23 protein-coding genes are annotated in these 20497 nt (G+C 65.2%); 7 read left to right on the forward strand and 16 right to left on the reverse strand.

The window, feature by feature from the left end:
• Positions 1–32 precede the first annotated feature (32 nt).
• Genes rpsR through ACN4E0_RS13835 form a run of 4 tightly spaced genes read left to right on the forward strand, consistent with a single transcriptional unit; the run spans position 33 to position 3267 of the window.
• Positions 33–257, forward strand: coding sequence for a 30S ribosomal protein S18 (rpsR, locus tag ACN4E0_RS13820; RefSeq protein WP_160729637.1), 225 nt, complete (start codon positions 33–35; stop codon positions 255–257).
• An 11-nt stretch (positions 258–268) separates the two neighbouring features.
• Complete coding sequence (gene rplI, locus ACN4E0_RS13825) at positions 269–895, forward strand: 50S ribosomal protein L9 (protein WP_419568760.1); 627 nt, start codon at positions 269–271, stop codon at positions 893–895.
• 21 nt (positions 896–916) lie between these two features.
• Positions 917–2470 (forward strand): AMP nucleosidase, encoded by a 1554-nt coding sequence (locus ACN4E0_RS13830; RefSeq protein WP_419568762.1) that lies wholly within the window; start codon positions 917–919, stop codon positions 2468–2470.
• A gap of 26 nt (positions 2471–2496) precedes the next feature.
• A complete protein-coding gene (locus ACN4E0_RS13835; protein WP_419568764.1) occupies positions 2497–3267 on the forward strand; it encodes an SDR family NAD(P)-dependent oxidoreductase in 771 nt (256 codons plus the stop codon).
• Positions 3268–3270: 3 nt separating this feature from the next.
• On the opposite strand, the gene ACN4E0_RS13840 is transcribed toward ACN4E0_RS13835, so the two are convergent.
• From ACN4E0_RS13840 to ACN4E0_RS13880, 9 genes are all read right to left on the reverse strand, one after another.
• Entirely contained in the window at positions 3271–4032 is a 762-nt protein-coding gene (locus ACN4E0_RS13840) for an SIMPL domain-containing protein (protein WP_419568766.1), read from the reverse strand.
• A gap of 64 nt (positions 4033–4096) precedes the next feature.
• Complete coding sequence (gene rimK / locus ACN4E0_RS13845) at positions 4097–5002, reverse strand: 30S ribosomal protein S6--L-glutamate ligase (RefSeq protein ID WP_370030405.1); 906 nt, start codon at positions 5000–5002, stop codon at positions 4097–4099.
• Complete coding sequence (locus ACN4E0_RS13850) at positions 4999–5463, reverse strand: ATP-dependent zinc protease (protein ID WP_419568768.1); 465 nt, start codon at positions 5461–5463, stop codon at positions 4999–5001. Before ACN4E0_RS13850 ends, rimK begins: the two co-directional genes overlap by 4 nt.
• A gap of 79 nt (positions 5464–5542) precedes the next feature.
• A complete protein-coding gene (locus ACN4E0_RS13855) occupies positions 5543–7387 on the reverse strand; it encodes a M2 family metallopeptidase (protein WP_419568770.1) in 1845 nt (614 codons plus the stop codon).
• Between the two features lie 69 nt (positions 7388–7456).
• On the reverse strand, positions 7457–7981 hold the full coding sequence (locus ACN4E0_RS13860; protein ID WP_419568772.1) for a hypothetical protein: 525 nt from the start codon (positions 7979–7981) through the stop codon (positions 7457–7459).
• Positions 7978–8733, reverse strand: coding sequence for an alpha/beta fold hydrolase (locus tag ACN4E0_RS13865; protein WP_419568774.1), 756 nt, complete (start codon positions 8731–8733; stop codon positions 7978–7980). The genes ACN4E0_RS13860 and ACN4E0_RS13865 overlap by 4 nt, the downstream gene beginning before the upstream one ends.
• The gene (locus tag ACN4E0_RS13870; RefSeq protein ID WP_419568776.1) at positions 8730–9173 is read right to left on the reverse strand and encodes a GFA family protein; all 444 of its coding nucleotides are present in this window, start codon (positions 9171–9173) and stop codon (positions 8730–8732) included. The genes ACN4E0_RS13865 and ACN4E0_RS13870 overlap by 4 nt, the downstream gene beginning before the upstream one ends.
• Positions 9170–9625: a GFA family protein gene (locus ACN4E0_RS13875; RefSeq protein WP_419568778.1), complete on the reverse strand. Its 456-nt coding sequence runs from the start codon at positions 9623–9625 to the stop codon at positions 9170–9172. The genes ACN4E0_RS13870 and ACN4E0_RS13875 overlap by 4 nt, the downstream gene beginning before the upstream one ends.
• On the reverse strand, positions 9622–10269 hold the full coding sequence (locus ACN4E0_RS13880) for a 2-hydroxychromene-2-carboxylate isomerase (RefSeq protein ID WP_419568780.1): 648 nt from the start codon (positions 10267–10269) through the stop codon (positions 9622–9624). The genes ACN4E0_RS13875 and ACN4E0_RS13880 overlap by 4 nt, the downstream gene beginning before the upstream one ends.
• A gap of 92 nt (positions 10270–10361) precedes the next feature.
• Here ACN4E0_RS13880 and ACN4E0_RS13885 point away from each other — a divergent pair, with 92 nt between their 5' ends.
• The 3 genes from ACN4E0_RS13885 to ACN4E0_RS13895 are packed head-to-tail and all read left to right on the forward strand — an operon-like array spanning position 10362 to position 13455.
• The gene (locus ACN4E0_RS13885) at positions 10362–10808 is read left to right on the forward strand and encodes a MarR family winged helix-turn-helix transcriptional regulator (RefSeq protein WP_419568782.1); all 447 of its coding nucleotides are present in this window, start codon (positions 10362–10364) and stop codon (positions 10806–10808) included.
• On the forward strand, positions 10801–11868 hold the full coding sequence (locus tag ACN4E0_RS13890) for an HlyD family efflux transporter periplasmic adaptor subunit (protein WP_419568784.1): 1068 nt from the start codon (positions 10801–10803) through the stop codon (positions 11866–11868). Before ACN4E0_RS13885 ends, ACN4E0_RS13890 begins: the two co-directional genes overlap by 8 nt.
• 3 nt (positions 11869–11871) lie before the next feature.
• Positions 11872–13455, forward strand: a complete 1584-nt coding sequence (locus tag ACN4E0_RS13895; RefSeq protein ID WP_419568785.1) for a DHA2 family efflux MFS transporter permease subunit — start codon at positions 11872–11874, stop codon at positions 13453–13455.
• Here ACN4E0_RS13895 and ACN4E0_RS13900 read toward each other — a convergent pair whose 3' ends face one another.
• The 7 genes from ACN4E0_RS13900 to ACN4E0_RS13930 form a co-directional block, all read right to left on the reverse strand.
• Positions 13456–14010 (reverse strand): hypothetical protein, encoded by a 555-nt coding sequence (locus tag ACN4E0_RS13900; RefSeq protein ID WP_419568787.1) that lies wholly within the window; start codon positions 14008–14010, stop codon positions 13456–13458. It abuts the gene before it with no gap.
• Positions 14007–15032: an aspartate-semialdehyde dehydrogenase gene (locus ACN4E0_RS13905; protein ID WP_419568789.1), complete on the reverse strand. Its 1026-nt coding sequence runs from the start codon at positions 15030–15032 to the stop codon at positions 14007–14009. The genes ACN4E0_RS13900 and ACN4E0_RS13905 overlap by 4 nt, the downstream gene beginning before the upstream one ends.
• A gap of 84 nt (positions 15033–15116) precedes the next feature.
• Positions 15117–16304, reverse strand: coding sequence for an APC family permease (locus tag ACN4E0_RS13910; protein ID WP_419568791.1), 1188 nt, complete (start codon positions 16302–16304; stop codon positions 15117–15119).
• Entirely contained in the window at positions 16301–18547 is a 2247-nt protein-coding gene (locus tag ACN4E0_RS13915) for a DPP IV N-terminal domain-containing protein (protein ID WP_419568793.1), read from the reverse strand. The genes ACN4E0_RS13910 and ACN4E0_RS13915 overlap by 4 nt, the downstream gene beginning before the upstream one ends.
• Before the next feature lie 289 nt (positions 18548–18836).
• Complete coding sequence (rplS, locus tag ACN4E0_RS13920; protein WP_370191673.1) at positions 18837–19205, reverse strand: 50S ribosomal protein L19; 369 nt, start codon at positions 19203–19205, stop codon at positions 18837–18839.
• 12 nt (positions 19206–19217) lie between these two features.
• Positions 19218–20066 (reverse strand): tRNA (guanosine(37)-N1)-methyltransferase TrmD, encoded by an 849-nt coding sequence (trmD, locus tag ACN4E0_RS13925; protein WP_419568794.1) that lies wholly within the window; start codon positions 20064–20066, stop codon positions 19218–19220.
• Positions 20067–20117: 51 nt separating this feature from the next.
• Positions 20118–20417 (reverse strand): hypothetical protein, encoded by a 300-nt coding sequence (locus ACN4E0_RS13930; protein WP_419568796.1) that lies wholly within the window; start codon positions 20415–20417, stop codon positions 20118–20120.
• Between the last annotated feature and the right edge of the window lie 80 nt (positions 20418–20497).

A 20497-nucleotide genomic window follows, 5' to 3' on the forward strand; every position in this document is an offset into this window, starting at 1 on the left:
AAGAAGCGCCGCGACCGCGAGGAGCGTAACTGATGGCCCGTCCGTTTTTCCGCCGCCGCAAGTCCTGCCCGTTCTCGGGCAAGAACGCCCCCAAGATCGACTACAAGGACGTCCGCCTCCTTCAGGGCTTCATGTCCGAACGTGGCAAGATCGTCCCCAGCCGCATCACCGCCGTCAGCGCCAAGAAGCAGCGTGAACTGGCCAAGGCCATCAAGCGCTCGCGTCACATCGGCCTGCTGCCGTACATCGTGAAGTAAGGAGAAAATCCATGGATATCATTCTCCTTCAGAGGATCGAAAAGCTCGGCTCGATCGGTGACGTGGTCACCGTGAAGGACGGCTATGCCCGCAACTTCCTGCTCCCGCAGAAGAAGGCCCTGCGCGCCAACGAAGCCAACAAGAAGGTCTTCGAAGCGAACCGCGACCGCCTGGAAAAGGAAAACGCGGAACGCCGCAGCGATGCCGAAAAGGCCGGCGAAAAGGTCCAGGGCGTCGAAATCGTCCTGATCCGCGCTTCGTCGAACACCGGCCAGCTCTACGGTTCGGTCAATGTCCGCGACATCGCCGCCTCGCTCGCCGAGAAGGGTCACGACATCGACAAGAAGCAGGTCATCATGGGTGACCCGATCAAGACGATCGGCATGCATGAAGTCCGCATTGACCTTCACCCCGAAGTCTCGGTCACGATCAAGGCCAACGTCGCCCGTTCGGACGACGAAGCCGAGCTGCAGAGCCAGGGCATCGACGTGATGGCGCAGATGTTCGAAGACGAGCAGCGCGAGATCGAGGAACAGGCCGAAGCCAATCGCATCGACCCGACGCTCGAGCCCGGCGAAATTCCCGCCGACCTGCTCGACGACGCGGCCGAGGCGGATGACGAGACCGCCGAGGGCTGATCTTCGAAACGGCAACGAACCATGAAAAGGGCGCGGCGGCTTCGGTCACCGCGCCCTTTTTGTAAGAAGCGTCGGCGCCCCCTATGTGGGGTGCCGACACAGTACCGAAAACAACAAGAGGCAGGAGAAACGCCCATGGATTCGATCGACCAGACTCTCGACCGGCTCGAGAAGATGTATGACGCGGCCGTCGAACGGCTGCGCGAGGATGTCATCGCCTTCGGCCGCGAGCGCACATTGCCCGCGCCCGAACGCCGCAGCGACGGCAGCTATTCCTATCCCGAACTGCGGCTGCGCTTTCGCGGCGGCGACCAGCCCGAGGACCGCAACCGCGCCTTCGGCCGGCTCAACGCGCCGGGGCTCTATGCCACCACGGTCACGCGCCCCGCACTGTTCCGCGACTATCTGCGCGAACAGCTCGAGCTGATCGAGGAGAATTACGAAGTCGAGATGGAAGTCGGCTCCTCGCGTCAGGAAATCCCCTTCCCCTATGTCCTCGATGGCGAGGCCGGGGCCGAGCTGGTCGGGGTCGATCCCAACCTCATCGCGCGCCATTTCCCCTCGACCGAGCTGGCCGATATCGGCGACGAGCTGGCCGACGGCATCGTGCTTGAAAATGCCGAGGACCCGATCCCGCTGTCGCTGTTCGACGGGCTGCGCACCGATTTCAGCCTCGCGCGGCTGGCACATTACACCGGCACCAGCACCGAGCATTTCCAGCGTTTCATCCTGTTCACGAACTACCACCGCTATGTCGACGAATTTGTCGACTGGGCGGGCGCGCAGCTCGGTTCGAACGGCCATACCGCGCTGGCCGGCGCGGGCGGGCTGATGCTGACCGAGAAGACCGACAATGCCCGCGCGCAGCTGTCCGACACCGCCTGGCGGCGGCACCAGATGCCCGCCTATCACCTCGTCGGCCCGAACCGCGAAGGCATTACGCTGGTCAATATCGGCGTCGGTCCCTCCAACGCCAAGACGATCTGCGACCACCTCGCCGTGCTGCGGCCCGAGGCCTGGCTGATGATCGGCCACTGCGGCGGCCTGCGCCCGAGCCAGAAGATCGGCGATTACGTCCTCGCCCACGCCTATCTGCGCGACGATCATGTGCTCGACCCGGTGCTCCCGCCCGAAATCCCCCTCCCCGCCATCGCCGAAGTGCAGCAGGCGCTCGCCGGGGCGGCCGAGGAGGTATCGGGCGAACACGGCGCGGACCTCAAGAAGCGCATGCGCACCGGCACCGTCGTCACCACCGACGATCGCAACTGGGAACTGCGCTACACCAGCTCGGCGCATCGCATGAGCCTCAGCCGCGCGGTCGGCGTCGACATGGAAAGCGCCACCATCGCGGGACAGGGCTACCGCTTCCGCGTGCCCTACGGCACGCTGCTGTGCGTGTCGGATAAGCCGCTCCACGGTGAGATCAAGCTGCCGGGCCAGGCCAATGCCTTTTACGAGGAAGCGATCGCCGCGCACCTCCAGATCGGCGTGACCGCCTGCAAGCGGCTGCGCGAGGAAGGCCCGCGGCTCCACAGCCGCAAACTGCGCGCTTTCAACGAACCGCCGTTTCGGTAAACTCGCTCCCCGCAAGGGAGAGAGACATGACCGATACGCCGAACCGCTCGCGCTCGATCGCGGGGCGCATCGCCATCGTGACCGGAGCGGCGAGCGGCATGGGACGTGCCACCGCGCTTCTGTTCGCGGCCGAGGGCGCGAGGGTGGCGGTGACCGATCTCGACCTGGTGGCCTGCGAGGAGGTGGCACGCGAATGCGGGGCGGAGGCGCGCGCCTATGCGCTCGACGTGGCGGACGGGGACACGATCGCGCGCGTCGTCGCGCAGATCGCCGCGGATTTCGGCGGGATCGACATCCTCGTCAACAATGCCGGCGTATCGAGCTTCTGCGCGCTCGACGAGGATGCCTATGAGGAAATCTGGCACCGCGCGCTCGCCGTGATGCTCACCGCGCAGCAGCGGATGGTGCGCGCCGCAATGCCGCACCTGCGCCGGAGCGATGCCGCGCGGATCGTCAATATCGCCAGCACCGAGGGACTGGGCGCGACGCCGGGCGACACGCCCTATGTCGCGGCCAAGACGGGCGTGACCGGGCTGACGCGTGGGCTTGCGGTCGATCTCGGACCCGAAGGCATTACCTGCAACTGCATCTGCCCCGGCCCGATCCGCACCGCGATGACCGAAGCGGTGCCCGACGAGCACAAGGTGATCTTCGCCAAGCGCCGCACCGCGCTGAAGCGCTATGGCGACCCCGAGGAAGTGGCGCAGATGACGCTCTCGCTGGTACTCCCCGCAGCAAGTTACATCACCGGCGCGGTGATCCCCGTCGACGGCGGGCTGATGGCGCGGAATGCGTGAGGTTCAGCCAGGCTCGAGAGCAAAGTCCACCCAGATCGTGACCTGCTGCTGCATCTCGCCGACCTCCACTGTGGTCGCACTGATCGGCGACGGCGGGGGTGGCGGAGGTGGCGGCGCTCCCGCCCCGCCGATGCGCGATCCGGTCACGATGATCGGTTCGTAGCTGGCCGAGCGCTGGCGTTCGCTGATCCGCAGCACCTTGGCTACGCGCATGCCGAAAGCGGACGCATAGGCGTCGGCCTCCGCCTTGGCTTCGGCAACCGCATCATTGCGGGCTTCCGCGACGGCCTTGCTGTCGTCCTCGATCGAGAAGAACGGCCCGCTGACGTTGTTCGCCCCGGCCTCGAACAGCACCGTGAGCATGTCGGATGCCTTCTTCACATCACGGATGCGCACGGTGACCGAATTGCGCGCCTGATAGCCGGTTATGCGCGGCGGTTCGCCGCCCTGCCTGTCATAGTTGAATTGCGGGTCGAGGCTGACGCTCTGCGTCTGGATGTCGCGCGCAGGCACACCTGCCTTCTTGAGGGCGGCCACCACCTGATTCATGGCCTGCGCATTGCTGTCGGCCGCCTCGCGCGAGGTGGTGGCAAAAGTCACCACCCCGCCGGTCAGGCTGGCCTGATCGGGCGCAACATAGCTCTGCCCGGTCGACTGAACTTCCAGCAGCGTCTGGTTCGGAGCGAGGACTTCGAGTGCGGTCGACTGCGCAGCAGCGCCGGTCGAAAAAAGGATCGTGCTGGCGAGGAGCAGGCTAGGACGCATGCGATAAACTCCTGAGGTCCAAGATAAATCCTAAAGCCTCATATGCGCCTGGTGTTCCCCGGGATCACCCCTGCCCCTTGGTCTTGGTCTTGCCGTCGCGCGCGTTCTTTTCGATGTAGTCGATGATCATCCCGGCGATGTCCTTGCCGGTGGCGTTCTCGATCCCTTCGAGACCGGGCGAGGAATTGACCTCCATGATCACCGGGCCGTGATTGCTGCGCAGCATGTCGACGCCGCACACGTTGAGGCCCATGCGCTTGGCCGCGCGCACGGCGGTGCTGCGTTCCTCGGGCGTGATCTTGATCAGCTGAGCGCTGCCGCCGCGGTGCAGGTTGCTGCGGAAATCGTCGGGCGCACCGGTGCGCTTCATCGCCGCGACCACCTTGCCGCCGACCACCAGTGCGCGGATGTCGGTACCGCCCGCTTCCTTGATGAATTCCTGCACCAGGATGTTGACGTTGGCGCCGCGGAAGGCCTCGATCACCGACTTGGCGCTGCTCATCGTTTCCGCGAGGACGACGCCGATGCCCTGCGTGCCCTCGAGCAGCTTGATCACCACCGGCGGCCCCTTGACCGCCTTGATGATCTCCTCGGCCTGCTTGGGATCGTTGGCATAGGCAGTCAGCGGCAGGCCGAGCCCGTGCTTGGCGAGGATCTGCATGCTCCTGAGCTTGTCGCGGCTGCGGCCGATGGCGACGCTTTCGTTCAATGGCCAGCAGCCGCGCATCTCGAACTGGCGCAGGATCGCGAGGCCGTAATTGGTGATCGAGGCGCCGATGCGAGGGATGACCGCATCGTATCCGACGCAGGGCTCGCCATTGTAGTAGACCTCGGGTCGATGGCTCGCGATGTGGACCGTGCAGCGCGTGGTGTTGAGAATGTCGAAATGGTGCCCGCGCGCTTCCGCCGCCTCCTTGAGGCGTTGGTGCGAATAGAGATTGGCGTTGCGCGCCAGCATCGCGATTTTCATGACGTGTGACCCTTTTCAACGTCGCGGCCCGGGCTCTGGAGCCAGGAATGGCCCGAGTCGACGACGAACCGGCGCCTTAGCGCAGATCGCCCGATCAGCATCGGGAATTTCATGTCGCTCCGATCGGCCAGGCTGATCTCGGCGCGAAATGTGACGTTGCCGATACACAGCGGCGTCTTGACGATCATCCGGCGCTGCGTCTCGCCGTTCGAGCTGGTGATCCCGCGCCAGTCGATATGCACCGCCTCGCACACCTGGCGCACGTGCTGGCGGTCGAAGTCGACCGCGAAGCGGACATAGCGTTCGCCGTCGCGTTCGAACTGTTCGAGGATCGTCGCATGGAGCGAGGAGGTGCGCGCTCCGGTATCGATCTTGGCCGGCAGCGCATGCAGGCCGAGATCGGGAAGGTGAACCAGCTCGCGCCAGCCCACGACCTCCAGCTTGGTCTTCTTTTCTCCCATGATGCAAGCTGTTAGCTGCTCCGCACCCGGGTTGGCAATGCGGGGCGGCGGCACGATGCCACCGCCCCGGACTTGCCGCTTACCAGCCCTTGGTCTGGCCCTTGTTTTGTTCCTTGAGCCACTGCATCAGCGGCGCGAAATATTCGAGCATCGGCTTGGCGCTCATTTCCTCGGTGCCGGTGAAGGCCTCGAGCGCTTCGGGCCAGGGCTTCGACGAGCCCATTTCGAGCATGGCGTTGAGCTTGGCGCCGACTTCCTTGTTGCCGTAGAACGAGCAGCGGTGCAGCGGCCCCTTCCAGCCGGCCTGGTCGCAGGCGGCCTTGTAGAACTGGAACTGCAGGATCCGCGCGAGGAAATAGCGCGTATAGGGGGTGTTGCCCGGGATGTGGTACTTGGCGCCGGGATCGAAGGCGTCGGCGGGCCGCTCTACCGGCGGGACGATGCCCTGGTAATCCTGCTTCAGGTCGACCCACGCCTGGTTGTAGGTATCGGGTACGATCGAGCCGTCAAACACACCCCAGCGCCATTTGTCGACCAGCAGGCCGAAGGGAAGGAAGGCGACCTTGTCCATCGCCTGGCGCAGCAGCAGGCCGATGTCCTTGTCGGCGCTCGGCACCTTGCTCTTGTCGAGCAGGCCGATGTCGACCAGGTATTGCGGCGTGATCGACAGCGCGATGAAGTCGCCGATCGCCTCGTGGAAGCCGTCGTTCGCCCCGTTGAGGTAGAGGAACGGTTGGTCCTTGTAGGCGCGCTGGTAGTAATTGTGCCCCAGTTCGTGGTGGATGGTGACGAAGTCGTCGGCATTCACCTTGGTGCACATCTTGATACGGATGTCGTCCTTGTTGTCGATGTCCCAGGCGCTGGCGTGGCACACGACCTCGCGGTCGGCCGGCTTCACGAACATCGAGCGCTGCCAGAAGGTTTCGGGCAGCGGCTGCATGCCGAGCGAGGAATAGAAGCCCTCGCCATAGTGGACCATGTCGAGCGGGGTCTTGTCCTTCGCCGCCAGCAGGTCGCCGATGTCATAGCCGAGATCGCCGGCACCCTGCGGTGCGACCAGCGGATAGATATTGCCCCATTCCTGCGCCCACATATTGCCGAGCAGGTCGGCGCGGATCGGGCCGGTGGTCGCCTGCACCTCGTCGCCGTACTTCTGGTTGAGCCTGGTGCGGACATAGGTGTGCAGCTCGACATAGAGCGGCTTGAGCTCGTTCCACAACCGCTCGGTCATGGCGGTGAATTCCTCGGGGCTCATGTCGTAGCCCGAGCGCCACATCGCGCCGACATTGTCGAAGCCGAGCTCTTCGGCACCCTGGTTGGCGATGCCGACCATCTTGGCGTAGTCGCCCTTCATCGGTGCGCCGACATTGTCGTGCCAGCTTGCCCACATCTCGGCATATTCGGCCGGCGTATGCTCGAGATTGCCCATCTCGGCCTCGATGTCACTGCCGCTGATCGGCTTGCCATTGAGCGTGCCCTGCCCCTTGCCGTACTGGCTCGAAAGCGCGGTGGTGATGGTCGACAGCTCGGCCGCAGCGCCGGCGGTGGTCGGCGCCGGCAGGACGATGCCGTTGCGCAGGATGTCGAGCTTGCGCTTCACATCGGCATCGAGGCCCGCGATGTCGGCATATTTCGCCGCCTCGATCGCATAGGCGACCTGCTTCTCGGTCAGCTCGGCATTGCTGGCGGCGGCGAGCGCGTCGGTATCCTCGGTGATATAGGTATAGTTGACCCAGTTGATCTGGGCGTTGCCGACCGAGAACTCGGCGAAATCCTTCTCCACCGCCGCGACGAAGTCGGCCGCGCCCTGCGCGGTATGCGGATAGGCGGTCTGCGCCTGCTCCTCCGGAGCGGCGTCCTGGGCGAGCGCCGGCGCGGCGAGCGAGATGGCGAGCGCGGAAAGCGCGACGGAAGCGAGTTTCATGGTTGTCCTCTCAGGAGTGAATTCTGCGATGTGGTTTCACGTGCTACCGGATTGCACCTGCAGCGTCGCTTAATCAAGCTTCGGCCTGCCCAGTCGCCCGATCGCCAACGCCGCAAGCACACCGAGGAATGTCGCGACCCACGCGGCGGACTTTATGGGGCGCACCGCGGCAGCCGTCCCGGCCATTGCGTCCGACCCTCGTTCGCGCAGCAATTGAATCATTTGTAGAACCGTTTCGGTATAGTCGCAGAGCACGAAGACTACCGCCGACGCGGCGATGAGGACGCCCAGAAGCCCCAAAGCGCCGGGCATCGCCATGAAGCTGCGCCCTGCCCGCCAGCTGCCCCAGCCGTAGATTCCGATGAACACCAGGTCGCCGAGCATGGCTACGATCGCCAGGTTGCGGACCCCGCCCGCGCGCCATTGCGCCTGAATTTCATCGACCCGCGCCGCGCTTCCCGCCGCCTGGTGTTCGCCGATGCCCCAGGTCACCCCGTTTCCGAAGAGAGTGATGGAGACGCTCAGCGCGATCACTACGGCGAAGGCGGCAAGGCCCCACAGCCACCAGCGCAGATCGGACTTCGGGCCGGTCATCGTTGCCGTGCCAGCCAATCGGCGATCGCCTCCCCCAGGTCGGGCTTGGTCACGCTGCTCATATGAGTGCCCGGAACCTCGATGAAGGTCGCATCGGGCAGCATCTGGGCGAGCTCCTCCGCGGAGCCATTGTCGCGGTCCTCGTCGCCGCAGACCACCAGCGTCCGCATGGCGACATTGTCGAGCAACGCGAGGTCGAGGTCGGGCATGGTGTCGAGCAGCAGGCGTGCCGCCACCCGGTCGACGCCCTGCGATTTGAGGAATTGCATCGAGAAGTAATCCGGATCGCCCCGGGGGATTTCGTCGAATTTGTCGATCACGCGGTGGAACTTGGCCGCCCGGCGATGCCATTCGCCCAGCCCCGCCGTGCCCATGCCGCCGATCACCAGATGTGCCGGCTCGAGTACGTCATGTGCCACCGCATGCAGCGACGTCCGCGCACCGAGCGAGAAACCGCCGAGATCGTAGTCCGCAAGGCCCATATGATCGACTAGCGCCGCCACGTCGCGCACCAGCACGTTCGAGGGATATTTCTCCGGGTCGTGCGGCGCCGCGCTCTCTCCGTGGACGCGGAAATCGAGCATGATCACTTCGAAACCCTGCGCCGCGATCGTCTCGTGGTGCCCCCACTTGATCCAGTTCATCGCCGCGCTCGAGAACAGGCCGTGAAGCAGGACGAAGGGCCGCCCCTCCCCATGCCGGTGGATCGCCAGTCGCGTACCGTCGAAACTTTCGAAGAACTCTGTCCTCACTCGGGCACCTCGCCGGTCGCGTCGATCCAGCGCTGGCTCAGCGCCGTATGCTCGCTCAAGGGAATGCGCTTGAGGCCTGAGGTGTCGATCCAGGCTTCGTGGATCTTCTCCGAGGCGAAATGCCAATGCGGTTCGATGCCATAGGGTTCGTCGAGGCTGCCGACGGTGATGTCCATGTTTTCGCCCTCGTTGAAGGCGAAGCCGAGCGGTGTGCCGCATTGGTTGCAGAAGGGCCTCCGCGCGATGGGCGAGCTCGCATACCAGTCGGGTCCACTCTCCCACGTCATGTCGCTCTTCGGCAGGCCGATGAAAGCGATCGAGACCCCGCCCGTCGCGCGCTGACACATGCGGCAATGACACAGATAGGCCTGATCGGGGTCGATCTGCGCCGAATAGCGCACGGCGCCGCACTGGCAGCCTCCGGTTTTCGCCTCTTTCATCGCTCTGCAATCCCCACGAATGCGACCCAGTCCTCGCTGGTCCGCGGTTGCTCGTCCATCGCCTTGGCGTCGTCCGGCAGGCGGATCCACGGCTGCTTGCTCCTCACCCAAAGGTGAGCGGCAGGAACGAACGTGGCACTGTCGTCGAGCGTGCCGCAGCGCAGGCTGGCGAGGCCGTCGCGGCTATCGTTGACGGCATAGATGCGCGCCTTGCACTTTGCGCAGCCGAAGATGCGCGAGTGGGCTCCGCTCGGCTGGTCGTATTCGCCAGCGTCAAGATCGCCGGAAATCTCGAAATCGGCCAGGGTGAACAGCATGTGTTCGCTGAACGCCGACCCGGTCCGGCTCTGGCACTCGGTGCAGTGACAGGCATAGGGATTGAGGCGGAAGCCGTCGCGCAAGGTATAGCGCACCGCACCGCACAGGCATCCACCGGTCAGTTCGCCCTTCATCGCTTCGCCAGCCCCTTCTGCTCCATCCTCCATTTGGCCATCTCGATACGGTCCTGGCCGAAGAAGGGTTCGCCTTCGAAGACCAGCGTCGGCACGCCCCAATGACCAGCCGCTTCGAGCGCGTCCTGGTTGGCCGCGATCTCGGCGTCGAGCTCCTCCGGCTGCGCCGTCACCTCGGCCTCCACTTCCTCCGCATCCAGTCCCGCCCTGGCCAGCGCAGCCGCGAGGTGGTCGCCCTCGTGCCAGCCCTCCTGACCACCCCAGATCAGCTGGCCGGCTTCATGCGCGAAGGCGAGGCCTTTGCCGCGCCGTGCCGCAGCCTGCCCCATGCGCGTGACACGGCGGATATAGGGCTGGTCTGCGGCGATCTCGCGCGTCGCCGGGTTCTGGACGATAGGGTCGGGCCGCGGTGGACCGAAGGCGATCCCGTGGAACTGCGCGACGCGCATCATGTCGCGGATCGTGTAGGCCATCCAGTTGGGATGGTTGCGCTCGAAGAAATCGGGCTGCCGGATCGCCAGCGGATAGACCGGCCGCAGCGCGATATCGACAGCGTATTCCTCGGCCAGCGCACGATACCGCCCGACCGCGAGGAAGCTGTAGGGCGAGCGGAAACTGAAATAGAGATCGGCGGTCAGCGGCATGGGTCCCTCCTAAGCATGAATTGCAGTTTCTCGCACAGAGCTTTCTTTAATTGCAAGTTGCAATAATAAGCCATGTTATTATATGCAGCGCCATGGAAACGAATATCGGCTATCTCCTGTCGGACAGCGGTCGCCTGCTGAGGAAGACCTTTGACGAACGCGTCCGCAGCCTGGGCCTCACCGCCGTACAGGCACGCCTGCTGATGAGCCTGGTGAAGTTTCCGGACAACAATCAGGCCTTTTATGCCGAGCGGATCGAGGTCGAGCCGATCACCCTCACCCGCATCGTCGACCGGATGGAGGAAGCCGGCTGGGTCGAGCGCGTGTTCGACCCCAACGACCGCCGCGCACGCCTGCTCCATCTCACCGACAAGAGCCGCGAAATCGTAGAACCGCTGCGCGTGATCGTCGCTGCGCTGGTCGAGGACATGGCGGAGGGCCTCACCGCGCAGGAGCAGGACATGCTCGCACGGTTACTCGAAAAAGTTTCGGCCAATCTCACGGCCGAACGCGAAATCAGGAATGTCGTAAATGGCTGAGGCCGACCCGCAGATCCCGGTCGAAACCGTGGAACCCGTCGAAGCTCCCGCACCCAGGCGCAAGTGGGGCCGCCTGGCGCTGATGCTCAGCGTGCCCTTGGCGCTGCTCATCGCCGGCGGGATCTACTGGCTCTCGTTGCAGGGCAAGGTGTCGACCGACAATGCCTATGTCCAGCAGGACAAGGTCTCGGTCAGCGCACAGGTGGGTGGCGAGATCGTCGAGGTTCTCGTCGGCGAAGGCGACACGGTGCAGAAGGGTGACCTGCTGTTCCGCATCGATCCCGAACCCTATCGCCTGCAGATCGCACAAGCGGATGCGGCCATCGCCGGGGCACAGGCCAATGTCACCGCGCTGGCCAATTCCTCCGACCTTTCGGGTGCCGACATCGCCGCCGCTCGCGAGGACATCGCCTTCGCCCAGTCCGATTTCGAGCGCAAGGATGCGCTGTTCAAGCGCGGCTTTGTGACCAAGGCCGACCATGATGCGGCACGCCACCGCGTGAACCAGGCGCGCGAGGAACTGCGCCAGGCCGAAGCGCGCCAGCAGGCTGCGCGTGCCAAGCTCGCTACCGGCAGCGCCGTGCCCGGGGAAAACCCTCAGGTCGCCGCCGGCAAGGCGCAGAAAGCCGTTGCCGAGCTCTCGCTGCGCCGCACCGAAGTGCGCGCGCCAAGTTCCGGGCGCGTCGCGCAGGCCGAGCGCCTCCAGCGCGGCCAGCAGGTCGTCCAGGGCCTCCCCGTGCTCACACTGGTCGCCGACGGCAGCAGCTATGTCGAAGCCAACTTCAAGGAAACCGACCTCGCCGACATGCAGGTGGGCCAGCCCGCCGAAGTGCATTTCGACGCCTATCCGGGGCTGACGCTCAAGGGCCATGTCGAGTCAATCGGCGCGGGCACCGGGAGCGAGTTCTCGGTCATCCCGGCGCAGAACGCGACCGGCAACTGGGTCAAGGTGACCCAGCGTGTCCCGGTGCGCATCGCCATCGACGAGAAGAGCCCGCGTCCCCTGATCGCCGGCCTGTCGACCGAGATCACCGTCTATACCGACGGCAAGAAGCACTGATCCATGGCCAGCCGTGTCGTCCCCGCAGGAGGCGCCAGTGCGCCCGATCCGGCGCATGACGTCGCGCAGCTACCGGTCGCCAATCCGGGGATTCTGATTGTCGGTATCATGGCGGCCTCGCTGCTGCAGGTCCTCGACACCACGATTGCGAACGTCGCGATCCCCCATATGCGCACCGCGCTCGGCGCGACCACCGAAACGATCACCTGGGTCCTGACCAGCTATATCATCGCCAGCGCGGTGGCGCTGCCGATCACGGGCTGGCTCTCGGACAGGGTCGGCGCGCGGCGCCTGTTCATCCTGTCGGTCGCCGGTTTCATCCTTTCCTCGATGCTCTGCGGCATGGCGCAGAACCTCCAGGAGATGGTGATCTTCCGCGCGTTGCAGGGCGTGACGGGGGCCTTCATCGCTCCGCTCAGCCAGGCCTTCATGCTCGACACCAACAAGCCGAGCAAGCACGCGCAGATGATGGCGCTATGGGGCATGGGCATCATGATCGGCCCGATCCTCGGCCCGGTCTTGGGTGGCTGGCTGACCGAGCAGGCGAACTGGCGCTGGGTGTTCTATGTCAACCTGCCCATCGGCATCCTCAGCCTCGCTATCCTCGTCACCCAATTGCCGCACCGCGAGGTCATCCGGCGCAAGTTCGACCTCGCCGGTTTCGTCCTGCTCGGCGTCGCGCTCGCGAGTTTCCAGATGCTGCTCGACCGCGGACAGACGCTCGACTGGTACGACAGCTACGAGATCTGGCTGTGGACCTTCCTGTTCATCTCTGCGACCTGGATGGCGGTAATCCATCTCGGCAGCGCGAAGGACGGGCTGTTCGACCGCGCCCTGTTCCTCGACCGCAATTTCGCCATCGCCATGGGCTTCATGTTGGCGATCGGCGTGGTCATGTTCGCCACCATGGCGCTGCTACCGCCGATGCTGCAGCAACTGATGGGCTACGACGTGATCGATACCGGCCTGGTGCTGATGCCGCGCGGGATCGGTGTCCTGATTTCGATGCAGTTCGCCGGCATGGCCATGCGCCGCAATCTCGATCCACGCCCGGTGGTGGCGACCGGCTTCATCATCTGCGCTGTTTCGCTTTACGAGATGGCGCAGTGGTCGCTCGGCGTCGACCGCTTCCACATCGTCGCCTCGGGCCTCGTGCAGGGGCTCGGCATGGGCCTCGTCTTCATTCCGCTCAACGTCAGCGCCTTCGGTACGCTGCCCCCGCGCCTGCGCACCGACGGGTCGAGCCTGCTCAACCTGTTCCGTTCACTCGGCGCATCGGCGGGCATCTCGCTCACGACCGTCATGCTGGCGCGCAATCTCCAGACCGCGCATGCCGACATCGCGTCGAACGTCACCGGCGCCTCGGTATCGAGCGTGATCGATGTGAGCACGGTCGACCGCTACCAGAACCTCGGCGAGATCGCACTCAGGATGCTCGATCTCGAAGCCAACCGGCAAGCCGCGATGGTCGCCTATATCGACGATTTCTGGATGATGATGTGGATCACGCTGGCCGCCGTGCCGCTGGCCTTCATCATGCGCAAACCGAAGCCACGGGCCGGCCCGATGCCCCCGCCGGGCGAGTGATCAGCGAAAGAAGCAGCTGATCCCGGCCTGCAACGCCGTCACGGTAACCCCGTCCTCGGCAAAGCCGGTGATCGTGCCGTAATCGGCAGTGGTATATTCGAATTCGCCGGGCAGCGTTGTATCGAGTTCGCGCACCTCGCGTTCGAGCTTGAGGCCCTCCAGCGTCGTCACGCCGGGGCGCACCCCGTCGGACGTCGCCACGCCCTCGCCTTCGCGCAGGAACCAGCCGCGCAACAGACCGTCCATATACGCGAGCTGCAGCGGGCCGAACTGGCTGAAGTCCATCGGGCCGGCGCCGCATTCCTGGTTGCGGGAGGTCTCCGGCGCGGAGCCGAGAGCCTTGGCGATGGCCCCGTCGACCGCGTCGCGCGGTTCCCCGAAGCGCAGCGGTTCCGTACCCTTCGCGCCGAGACCGTCGGCATCGACCACCACCTGCACCCCGGCCAGCGGATCGCCCGCCGGTGCGCTGCTCTGCGAGGTTTCGGGCGCAGGATCGGACTGGCCGCAGGCGGCGAGCGCCAGCGGCAGCGCGAGGAGAAGCGCGCTCCGGATCATCCCTTCTTGAGGCATTCGCGACCAAGCAGTTCGGCGATCTGCACCGCATTGAGCGCAGCGCCCTTGCGGAGGTTGTCAGAAACGCACCACAGCGTGATCCCGTTGTCGACCGTCGGATCGTCGCGCACGCGACTGACGTAGGTGGCGCTGTCGCCCGCGCTTTCGACCGGGGTGACGTATCCCTCGTCCTCGCGCTTGTCGACCAGCATGATGCCCGGCGCCTCGCGCAGGATGTCCTGCGCCTGCTCCGCACTCAACTCGTTCTCGAACTCGATGTTCACGGCTTCCGAATGGCCGACGAAGACCGGCACGCGCACACAGGTGGCGTTGAGCTTGATCTTCGGGTCGAGGATCTTCTTGGTCTCTACCACCATCTTCCACTCTTCCTTGGTGGAACCGTCGTCCATGAACACGTCGATGTGCGGGATGACGTTGAAGGCGATCTGCTTGGTGAACTTCACCGGCTGGACCGGGTCGCCGACGAAGATCGCGCGGCTCTGCTGGAACAGCTCGTCCATCCCCGCCTTGCCCGCGCCCGAGACCGACTGGTAGGTCGAGACGACGACGCGCTTGATCGTCGCCGCATCGTGGAGCGGCTTGAGCGCCACCACGAGCTGCGCGGTCGAGCAGTTGGGATTGGCGATGATATTGCGCTTCTTGTAATCGTGGATCGCCTCCGGATTCACCTCGGGCACGATCAGCGGCACGTCCGGGTCCATCCGGTAGAGCGAGGAATTGTCGATCACGACGCAGCCGGCCGCCGCCGCCTTGGGCGCATATTCCTTGGCCGGGCCGCTGCCCGCGGCGAACAGCGCGATGTCCCAGCCCGCCCAGTCGAAATGCTCGATGTTCTTGCATTTGAGCATCTTGCCGGTGTCGCCGAATTCGACCTCGGTGCCGTGCGAACGGCTGCTGGCGACGGCCGCGATCTCGTCGATCGGGAACTCGCGCTCGGCGAGTACCTGCATCATTTCGCGCCCGACATTCCCGGTCGCACCAACCACGGCAACACGATAACCCAATTCAGATCTCCACTAAGAGTGTGCCGCCGAGATAGCGATTGCCCCCGCGCCCGCAAGCGTACATTCGGTTGCGTGGGTGAAAGCTCAGACGATCCCCGCAAAATGCGCAGCCAGCACCAGAAGCGCACCGAACGCACCCGCCGTTCCCGGAAGCGTGATCCAGCGCCTTCCGACACCCTCTTTAACGGCCAGTGCATTGAGCGTCCCGAACACCAGCAGGAAGACGATACTCGCCCCGCTCACCAGCCCGTCGAGACCGCCGACCAGGGCCAGCGCCAGCGCGAGCGCCGCGAGCGCCAGCACCGCCCACTGCGGCGACCCCTTGCTGTTCCGCTGGCCCAGGCGTTCCGGCAATGCGCCATCCTGGGCCACCTCGCGAGCCAGGCGGGCGGAGGAAAACAGCGTGGCATTGATCGCGCTCGCGGTCGAAAGCGCGGCGGCGAGCGTCACGAGCACCAGTCCCGGCGTTCCCATGGCGGCCTGTCCCGCCTGCGACAGCGCAACCTCTCCGTCCTCGATTACCGCGCGGGTACCCGTCAGCATCGGCACGGCCAGCGCGACCAGTACGTAGATCACCGCAGCGCTGCCGATGGCGAGCGGCATGATGCGTCCCATCACGTGCTTGCGATCCTCCATCTCGTCGTAATCGTAGGCGACCAGCTCGAAGCCCTCGTAGGCCATGAAGACGCTGGCCGCGCCCACCACTACGCCGAGAAGGCCGGGTTGCGCGTCGATCGACAATTTCGCGGCATCGAATTGCGCGAGGCCGAACACGGCCAGCCCCGCAAGGATCGCTAGCTTGATCACGACGATTGCGATTTCCAAGCCCGCCGCCTGCCCCGCCCCACGCAGGTTGATCGCGGTCATCAACAGGATCGCGACCGCCGCCATCGCCTTGGGCAACCAGCCCGGTCCGCCGACCGCATGACCGACATAGGCCCCGAAGGTATAGGCATAGACCGCGCAGGTCAGCACATAGCCGGCCAACAGAATCCAGGCCGACCATTCGGCGAGACGCCGGAATTTCAGATCGCGCAGGAAGCTGTAGATGCCGCCCGGCTCGTCGCGACTGACGGTGAGCGCCGCGAGGCTGTGACCGGTGGCATAGGCGACCAGACCCCCGAGCACGAAGCTCAGCGCGGCCCAGCGCCCGGCGCTCGATATTACAACGCCGAGGGTAGAGAAGATGCCGCCACCGACCATACCGCCGACAGCGATCGCCCATACTGCGGGAAGGCCCAGCGAAGCCTTGTCATCGGCCTGTCCGCTCACTGCGGCGGGGTCACGCCATGCGCTTCGAGAAAGCGGAACACCGTGTTGTAGCGATGCGGCGAGATCGTCTCGCCCGCCACGCGGTGGGTGTAACCGGGATAGAGCATCATCTCGAAGGGGACGTTGCCCTCCTGCATTCGCGCGATCACCGCGGTCGCGTTCTCGAACACGACATTGTCGTCGGCCATGCCGTGGATGATCAGCAACGGATCGGCGATCTTCGCCGCGTCGGGGATGGCGCTCGAGGCTTCGTAGGCGGCGGTGTCCGCCTGCGGGGTGCCCATGTAGCGCTCGGTGTAATGGGTATCGTAGAGTTCCCATCTGGTCACCGGGGCACCCGCTATCCCCGCAGCATAGAGGCCGGGATCGGCCTGCAATTGCTTCAATGTCATGTAGCCGCCGTAAGACCAGCCATCCACCGCGATCTTGTCGGGATCGACATAGTCGAGCGTCTTGAGGAATTCGGCCCCCGCTTTCTGGTCGCGCACTTCGACGCCGCCCATGGCGCGGTTGATCGGCTGTTCGAAATCGACCCCGCGATTGGCGCTGCCGCGATTGTCGAGCGCGAACCAGATATAGCCCCGGTCGACAATGGCCTGGCGCAGCCCCCCGTCCCAGCCCCTGGTGACGACCTGCGCGTGCGGGCCGCCGTAATGATAGAAGAACACCGGATAGCGCTTGCCCGGCTCGAGTTCGGGTGTGACCATTTCCCAGTAGAGCGGCGTCCCGTCCTCGGCCGGAACGGTCCCGTATTGCGTCGGCCGGTGGCTCGCGAGGTAGGGCGCATAGGGGTGATCGGTGTCGAGCGCGTTCTCCTCGATCCAGGCGAGGCGTTCGCCCTGCTGGTCGGCGATGTAGCTCTGCGGCGGAGTCGCATCGTTCGAGCGCGTGACGACGAGCGTCCGGCCCTTCTCGTCCATCGTCGCCGAATTGGCGTAACCGGTGTCGGTCAGCAGCCTCGGCTCACCGGGATCGGCGAGGTCGAGCGCATAGACCTGCTGCGCCAGCACATCGTCCTTCGTCCCCTGGAAGAAGACGCGGCCCGCCTGCTGGTCGATCCCGACGAGCTTGGTCACCACCCATTCGCCGCTGGTCAGCTGCGTCCAGGCGCCATCGACATAGCGGTAGAGATGGCCGTAGCCGTCGCGCTCGGACCACCAGACGAGGCTGCCGTCGTCGAGCCACTTGTAATTGTCGGAGAGGTTGACCCAATAACCCGGCTTCGGCGCGCGTTCGGTGAACAGCACCTCGCTGGCGCCGGTCGCCGGGTCGACCTCGAGCATGTCGAGCACGGTCTGCGCGCGGTTCTCGCGCTGGACGTAGAGCGCGCTGCCGTCGGGCGCCCAATCGACGCGGGCCACATAGATGTCGCTCTCCTCACCCAGATCGACCTTCACGCGGTTTCCGCCGTCGGGATCCATCACATAGAGGTCGACCGCGGCGTTGGCGCTGCCGGCGACCGGATAGCGCTGGTCGTAGACCCTGGTCCCCGTCGCACCGATCGCGGCGCGCGTGACCACGCCGACCATGCTTTCGTCGAAGCGCTCGACCGCGATGCGACGGTCGTCGGGGCTCCACCAATATCCCGTGTGCCGGCCCATCTCCTCCTGCGCGACGAACTCGGCCTCGCCCCAGCGCACGTCCTCGCCTTCCTGCGGAGTGATCGGCCGAGCCTCCGCGCCCACCTCGCCGACCCACAGCTGCCGGTCGCGCACGAAGCCGACATAGGCGCTCGTCCCGCTGAGCGAGGGATTGAGTTCGCTTTCGTCGGTGTCCGTCAGGCGCTCCACATCGCCACCGATGCTCGCGAGATAGAGATCACCGTCGAGCGGCACGAGCACGCCATCGCCCTGCTTGGTCCACTGATAGTCGATGATGCCCTTGAGATTGCCTACGCGCGCGCGTTCGCGCTGCATCTTCTCGTCTTCGGACAATTCGCGACCCGAGCCGAGCGCCTCGCTGTCGACCAGCATCGCCCAATCGCCCGCCTCGCGGTCGTAGGCCCACAGATCGTAACGCTCGCGGTCGTCGGCGCGGTTGCGCAGCAGCGTGAGATAACGGCCATCGGGCGACAGCTTCACCATGCGCGGCGTCGGCCCGTCGAGGCTGGGCGAGGCGAAGACGCGTTCGAAACTCAGCTCCATGGGCGCGGTCTCCGTGTTCTGCGCGGTGGTTTGTGCGGCGAGCGGCGTGGCAAGGCAGGTGCCAAGGGCCAGCGCTGCCGCGAATGTCAGGTGACGCAAAGATCTCTCCCCGTGGATGTGGCGGGGTGATGAAGAATAGCGTGCCCCTGTGCAAGCCGAGGCGCGGCAATCATGCCTAAATTCAGGTTAAGCGCGAATGGTATGATCCGGCTAACGCCTGAGCGCGAGAAAGACGCATACCCCGGGCGGCCACTATGGCTCAGCGGTCGGGCGGGGTTGCGCATGGGAAGCCAGATTCACGTCTACGATCACGGCCCCTACGAAAAAGGGCGGCCTTCCATGTCGGAAGGCCGCCCCGAACTTCTCGCGAAGAGAAACTTTGTCGTGCTTACGCCTTGGGCGCGTTGTCGCGACGTTCCGCGATACGCGCGCGCTTGCCGGTGCGGCCGCGCAGGTAGTAGAGCTTGGCGCGACGCACGATGCCGCGGCGGACCACGGTGATGCTGTCGACGATCGGCGAGTAGAGCGGGAACACGCGTTCCACGCCTTCGCCGAAGCTCATCTTGCGCACGGTGAAGTTGCTGCCCATGCCGCGGTTGGAGCGAGCGATGACAACGCCTTCGAAATTCTGGACGCGTTCGCGGCTGCCTTCGACAACCTTGACGCCGACGCGCACGGTGTCGCCGGCGCGGAATTCGGGAATGTCCTTCCCGAGGTTCTCGATAGCTTCTGCCTCGAGCTGCTGAATGAGGTTCATCGAACCGTATCCCTAATCTTTTCGCCGCGCGCCAGAGGCAGGTCGGTCCCGAGCGTCACTGTAACGCTCCCAAAGGTCCGGCCTGCGTAACCGTGTATCGTCCTCGCTCCTCGCCTTGCGCCAAGCAGCGATTTTCGCATGATCCCCCGATCGCAGCACTTCAGGGATCGTGCGCCCTTCCCATTCCTGAGGTCGGGTATATTGCGGGTATTCGAGAAGGCCGTCCTCGAACGACTCCTCATGCCCGCTTGTGGGCGCGCCCATTACTCCGGGAAGCAGGCGAATGCAAGCGTCGAGAATCGCCAGCGCGGCGGGTTCTCCGCCCGAGAGCACGATATCTGTCAGGCTGACCTGCTCGACCTGCGGGAAAGCCTCGAAAATCCGCTCGTCGAAACCCTCGAACCGCCCGCACAATATGGCGACGCCCGGCCCGGCGGCGATCTCGCGGATGCGCGCCTGCGTTATGGGCTTGCCGCGCGGCGTCATGGCGAGGAGGGGGATAGCCTCCCCCACTTGGGGAGGGGGACCATCCGCAGGATGGTGGAGGGGCGCGGCCGACGGATCGGAACCGTGGTGATCGGGCGATCGTGCCCCTCCACCGTCTGCGACGGTCCCCCTCCCCGTAGCGGGGAGGATACTCGCGATTGCCGCGCCGATCACATCGGGCTTGAGCACCATGCCCGCGCCGCCCCCCGCGGGTGTATCGTCGACCGTGCGATGTTTGTCGGTCGCAAAGTCGCGGATCTGCACGGTCTCGCAGGTCCAGTCCCCGCGCTCGAGCGCGCGCCCCGCAAGGCTGACGCCGAGCGGTCCCGGAAACATCTCGGGATAGAGCGTGAGGATGGTGGCGGCGAAACTCATGCGCCGCGCCCTAGCGGCAGAATGCCTATAGTTCCATAGGGTCCCGGAGCCTTACCGGGCGGAGAGTCGGCGGTCTTTGGCTGCGGCGGTGGGGACGAACTTGCCGACCACACTGGAGGTGGCAACGCCGAGCACGACCAGACCGCCCGCAGCGAACAGGTCCATGCCCTGCAGCGTGACGCTGTCGGCTGCCGTCAACCGTGTCGCAAGGACCGCGGCGAGCGGTGCCGCTCCCGAGAACAGGTGTCGGAGCCTCGGTCCGATGGTGGGCGAGACCTTGGCTACTGTGACGCTAAGCCCTGCGGCCATCGCGGCGTAGGAACCGGCGAGAAAAATGGCATTGTCGATCATCGGTTTGCGGTCCTCCCCTGCGTGGGCATCGGCTGTGACATGAAGGGGCCGCGCGGCCAAGCCCCGCTCTGCCCAAGGCT

This window comes from Qipengyuania sp., from assembly GCF_048550555.1.
In the GTDB taxonomy this organism is placed as follows: domain Bacteria; phylum Pseudomonadota; class Alphaproteobacteria; order Sphingomonadales; family Sphingomonadaceae; genus Qipengyuania.

Bases quoted from the DNA above. Each gene is read 5' to 3' on its own strand.
- rpsR (WP_160729637.1), top strand. From the start codon at position 33: ATGGCCCGTCCGTTTTTCCGCCGCCGCAAGTCCTGCCCGTTCTCGGGC.
- rplI (WP_419568760.1), top strand. From the start codon at position 269: ATGGATATCATTCTCCTTCAGAGGATCGAAAAGCTCGGCTCGATCGGT.
- ACN4E0_RS13830 (WP_419568762.1), top strand. From the start codon at position 917: ATGAAAAGGGCGCGGCGGCTTCGGTCACCGCGCCCTTTTTGTAAGAAG.
- ACN4E0_RS13835 (WP_419568764.1), top strand. From the start codon at position 2,497: ATGACCGATACGCCGAACCGCTCGCGCTCGATCGCGGGGCGCATCGCC.
- ACN4E0_RS13840 (WP_419568766.1), bottom strand. From the start codon at position 4,032: ATGCGTCCTAGCCTGCTCCTCGCCAGCACGATCCTTTTTTCGACCGGC.
- rimK (WP_370030405.1), bottom strand. From the start codon at position 5,002: ATGAAAATCGCGATGCTGGCGCGCAACGCCAATCTCTATTCGCACCAA.
- ACN4E0_RS13850 (WP_419568768.1), bottom strand. From the start codon at position 5,463: ATGGGAGAAAAGAAGACCAAGCTGGAGGTCGTGGGCTGGCGCGAGCTG.
- ACN4E0_RS13855 (WP_419568770.1), bottom strand. From the start codon at position 7,387: ATGAAACTCGCTTCCGTCGCGCTTTCCGCGCTCGCCATCTCGCTCGCC.
- ACN4E0_RS13860 (WP_419568772.1), bottom strand. From the start codon at position 7,981: ATGACCGGCCCGAAGTCCGATCTGCGCTGGTGGCTGTGGGGCCTTGCC.
- ACN4E0_RS13870 (WP_419568776.1), bottom strand. From the start codon at position 9,173: ATGAAAGAGGCGAAAACCGGAGGCTGCCAGTGCGGCGCCGTGCGCTAT.
- ACN4E0_RS13875 (WP_419568778.1), bottom strand. From the start codon at position 9,625: ATGAAGGGCGAACTGACCGGTGGATGCCTGTGCGGTGCGGTGCGCTAT.
- ACN4E0_RS13880 (WP_419568780.1), bottom strand. From the start codon at position 10,269: ATGCCGCTGACCGCCGATCTCTATTTCAGTTTCCGCTCGCCCTACAGC.
- ACN4E0_RS13885 (WP_419568782.1), top strand. From the start codon at position 10,362: ATGGAAACGAATATCGGCTATCTCCTGTCGGACAGCGGTCGCCTGCTG.
- ACN4E0_RS13890 (WP_419568784.1), top strand. From the start codon at position 10,801: ATGGCTGAGGCCGACCCGCAGATCCCGGTCGAAACCGTGGAACCCGTC.
- ACN4E0_RS13895 (WP_419568785.1), top strand. From the start codon at position 11,872: ATGGCCAGCCGTGTCGTCCCCGCAGGAGGCGCCAGTGCGCCCGATCCG.
- ACN4E0_RS13900 (WP_419568787.1), bottom strand. From the start codon at position 14,010: ATGATCCGGAGCGCGCTTCTCCTCGCGCTGCCGCTGGCGCTCGCCGCC.
- rplS (WP_370191673.1), bottom strand. From the start codon at position 19,205: ATGAACCTCATTCAGCAGCTCGAGGCAGAAGCTATCGAGAACCTCGGG.
- trmD (WP_419568794.1), bottom strand. From the start codon at position 20,066: ATGAGTTTCGCCGCCACCATCCTCACGCTCTATCCCGAGATGTTTCCG.
- ACN4E0_RS13930 (WP_419568796.1), bottom strand. From the start codon at position 20,417: ATGATCGACAATGCCATTTTTCTCGCCGGTTCCTACGCCGCGATGGCC.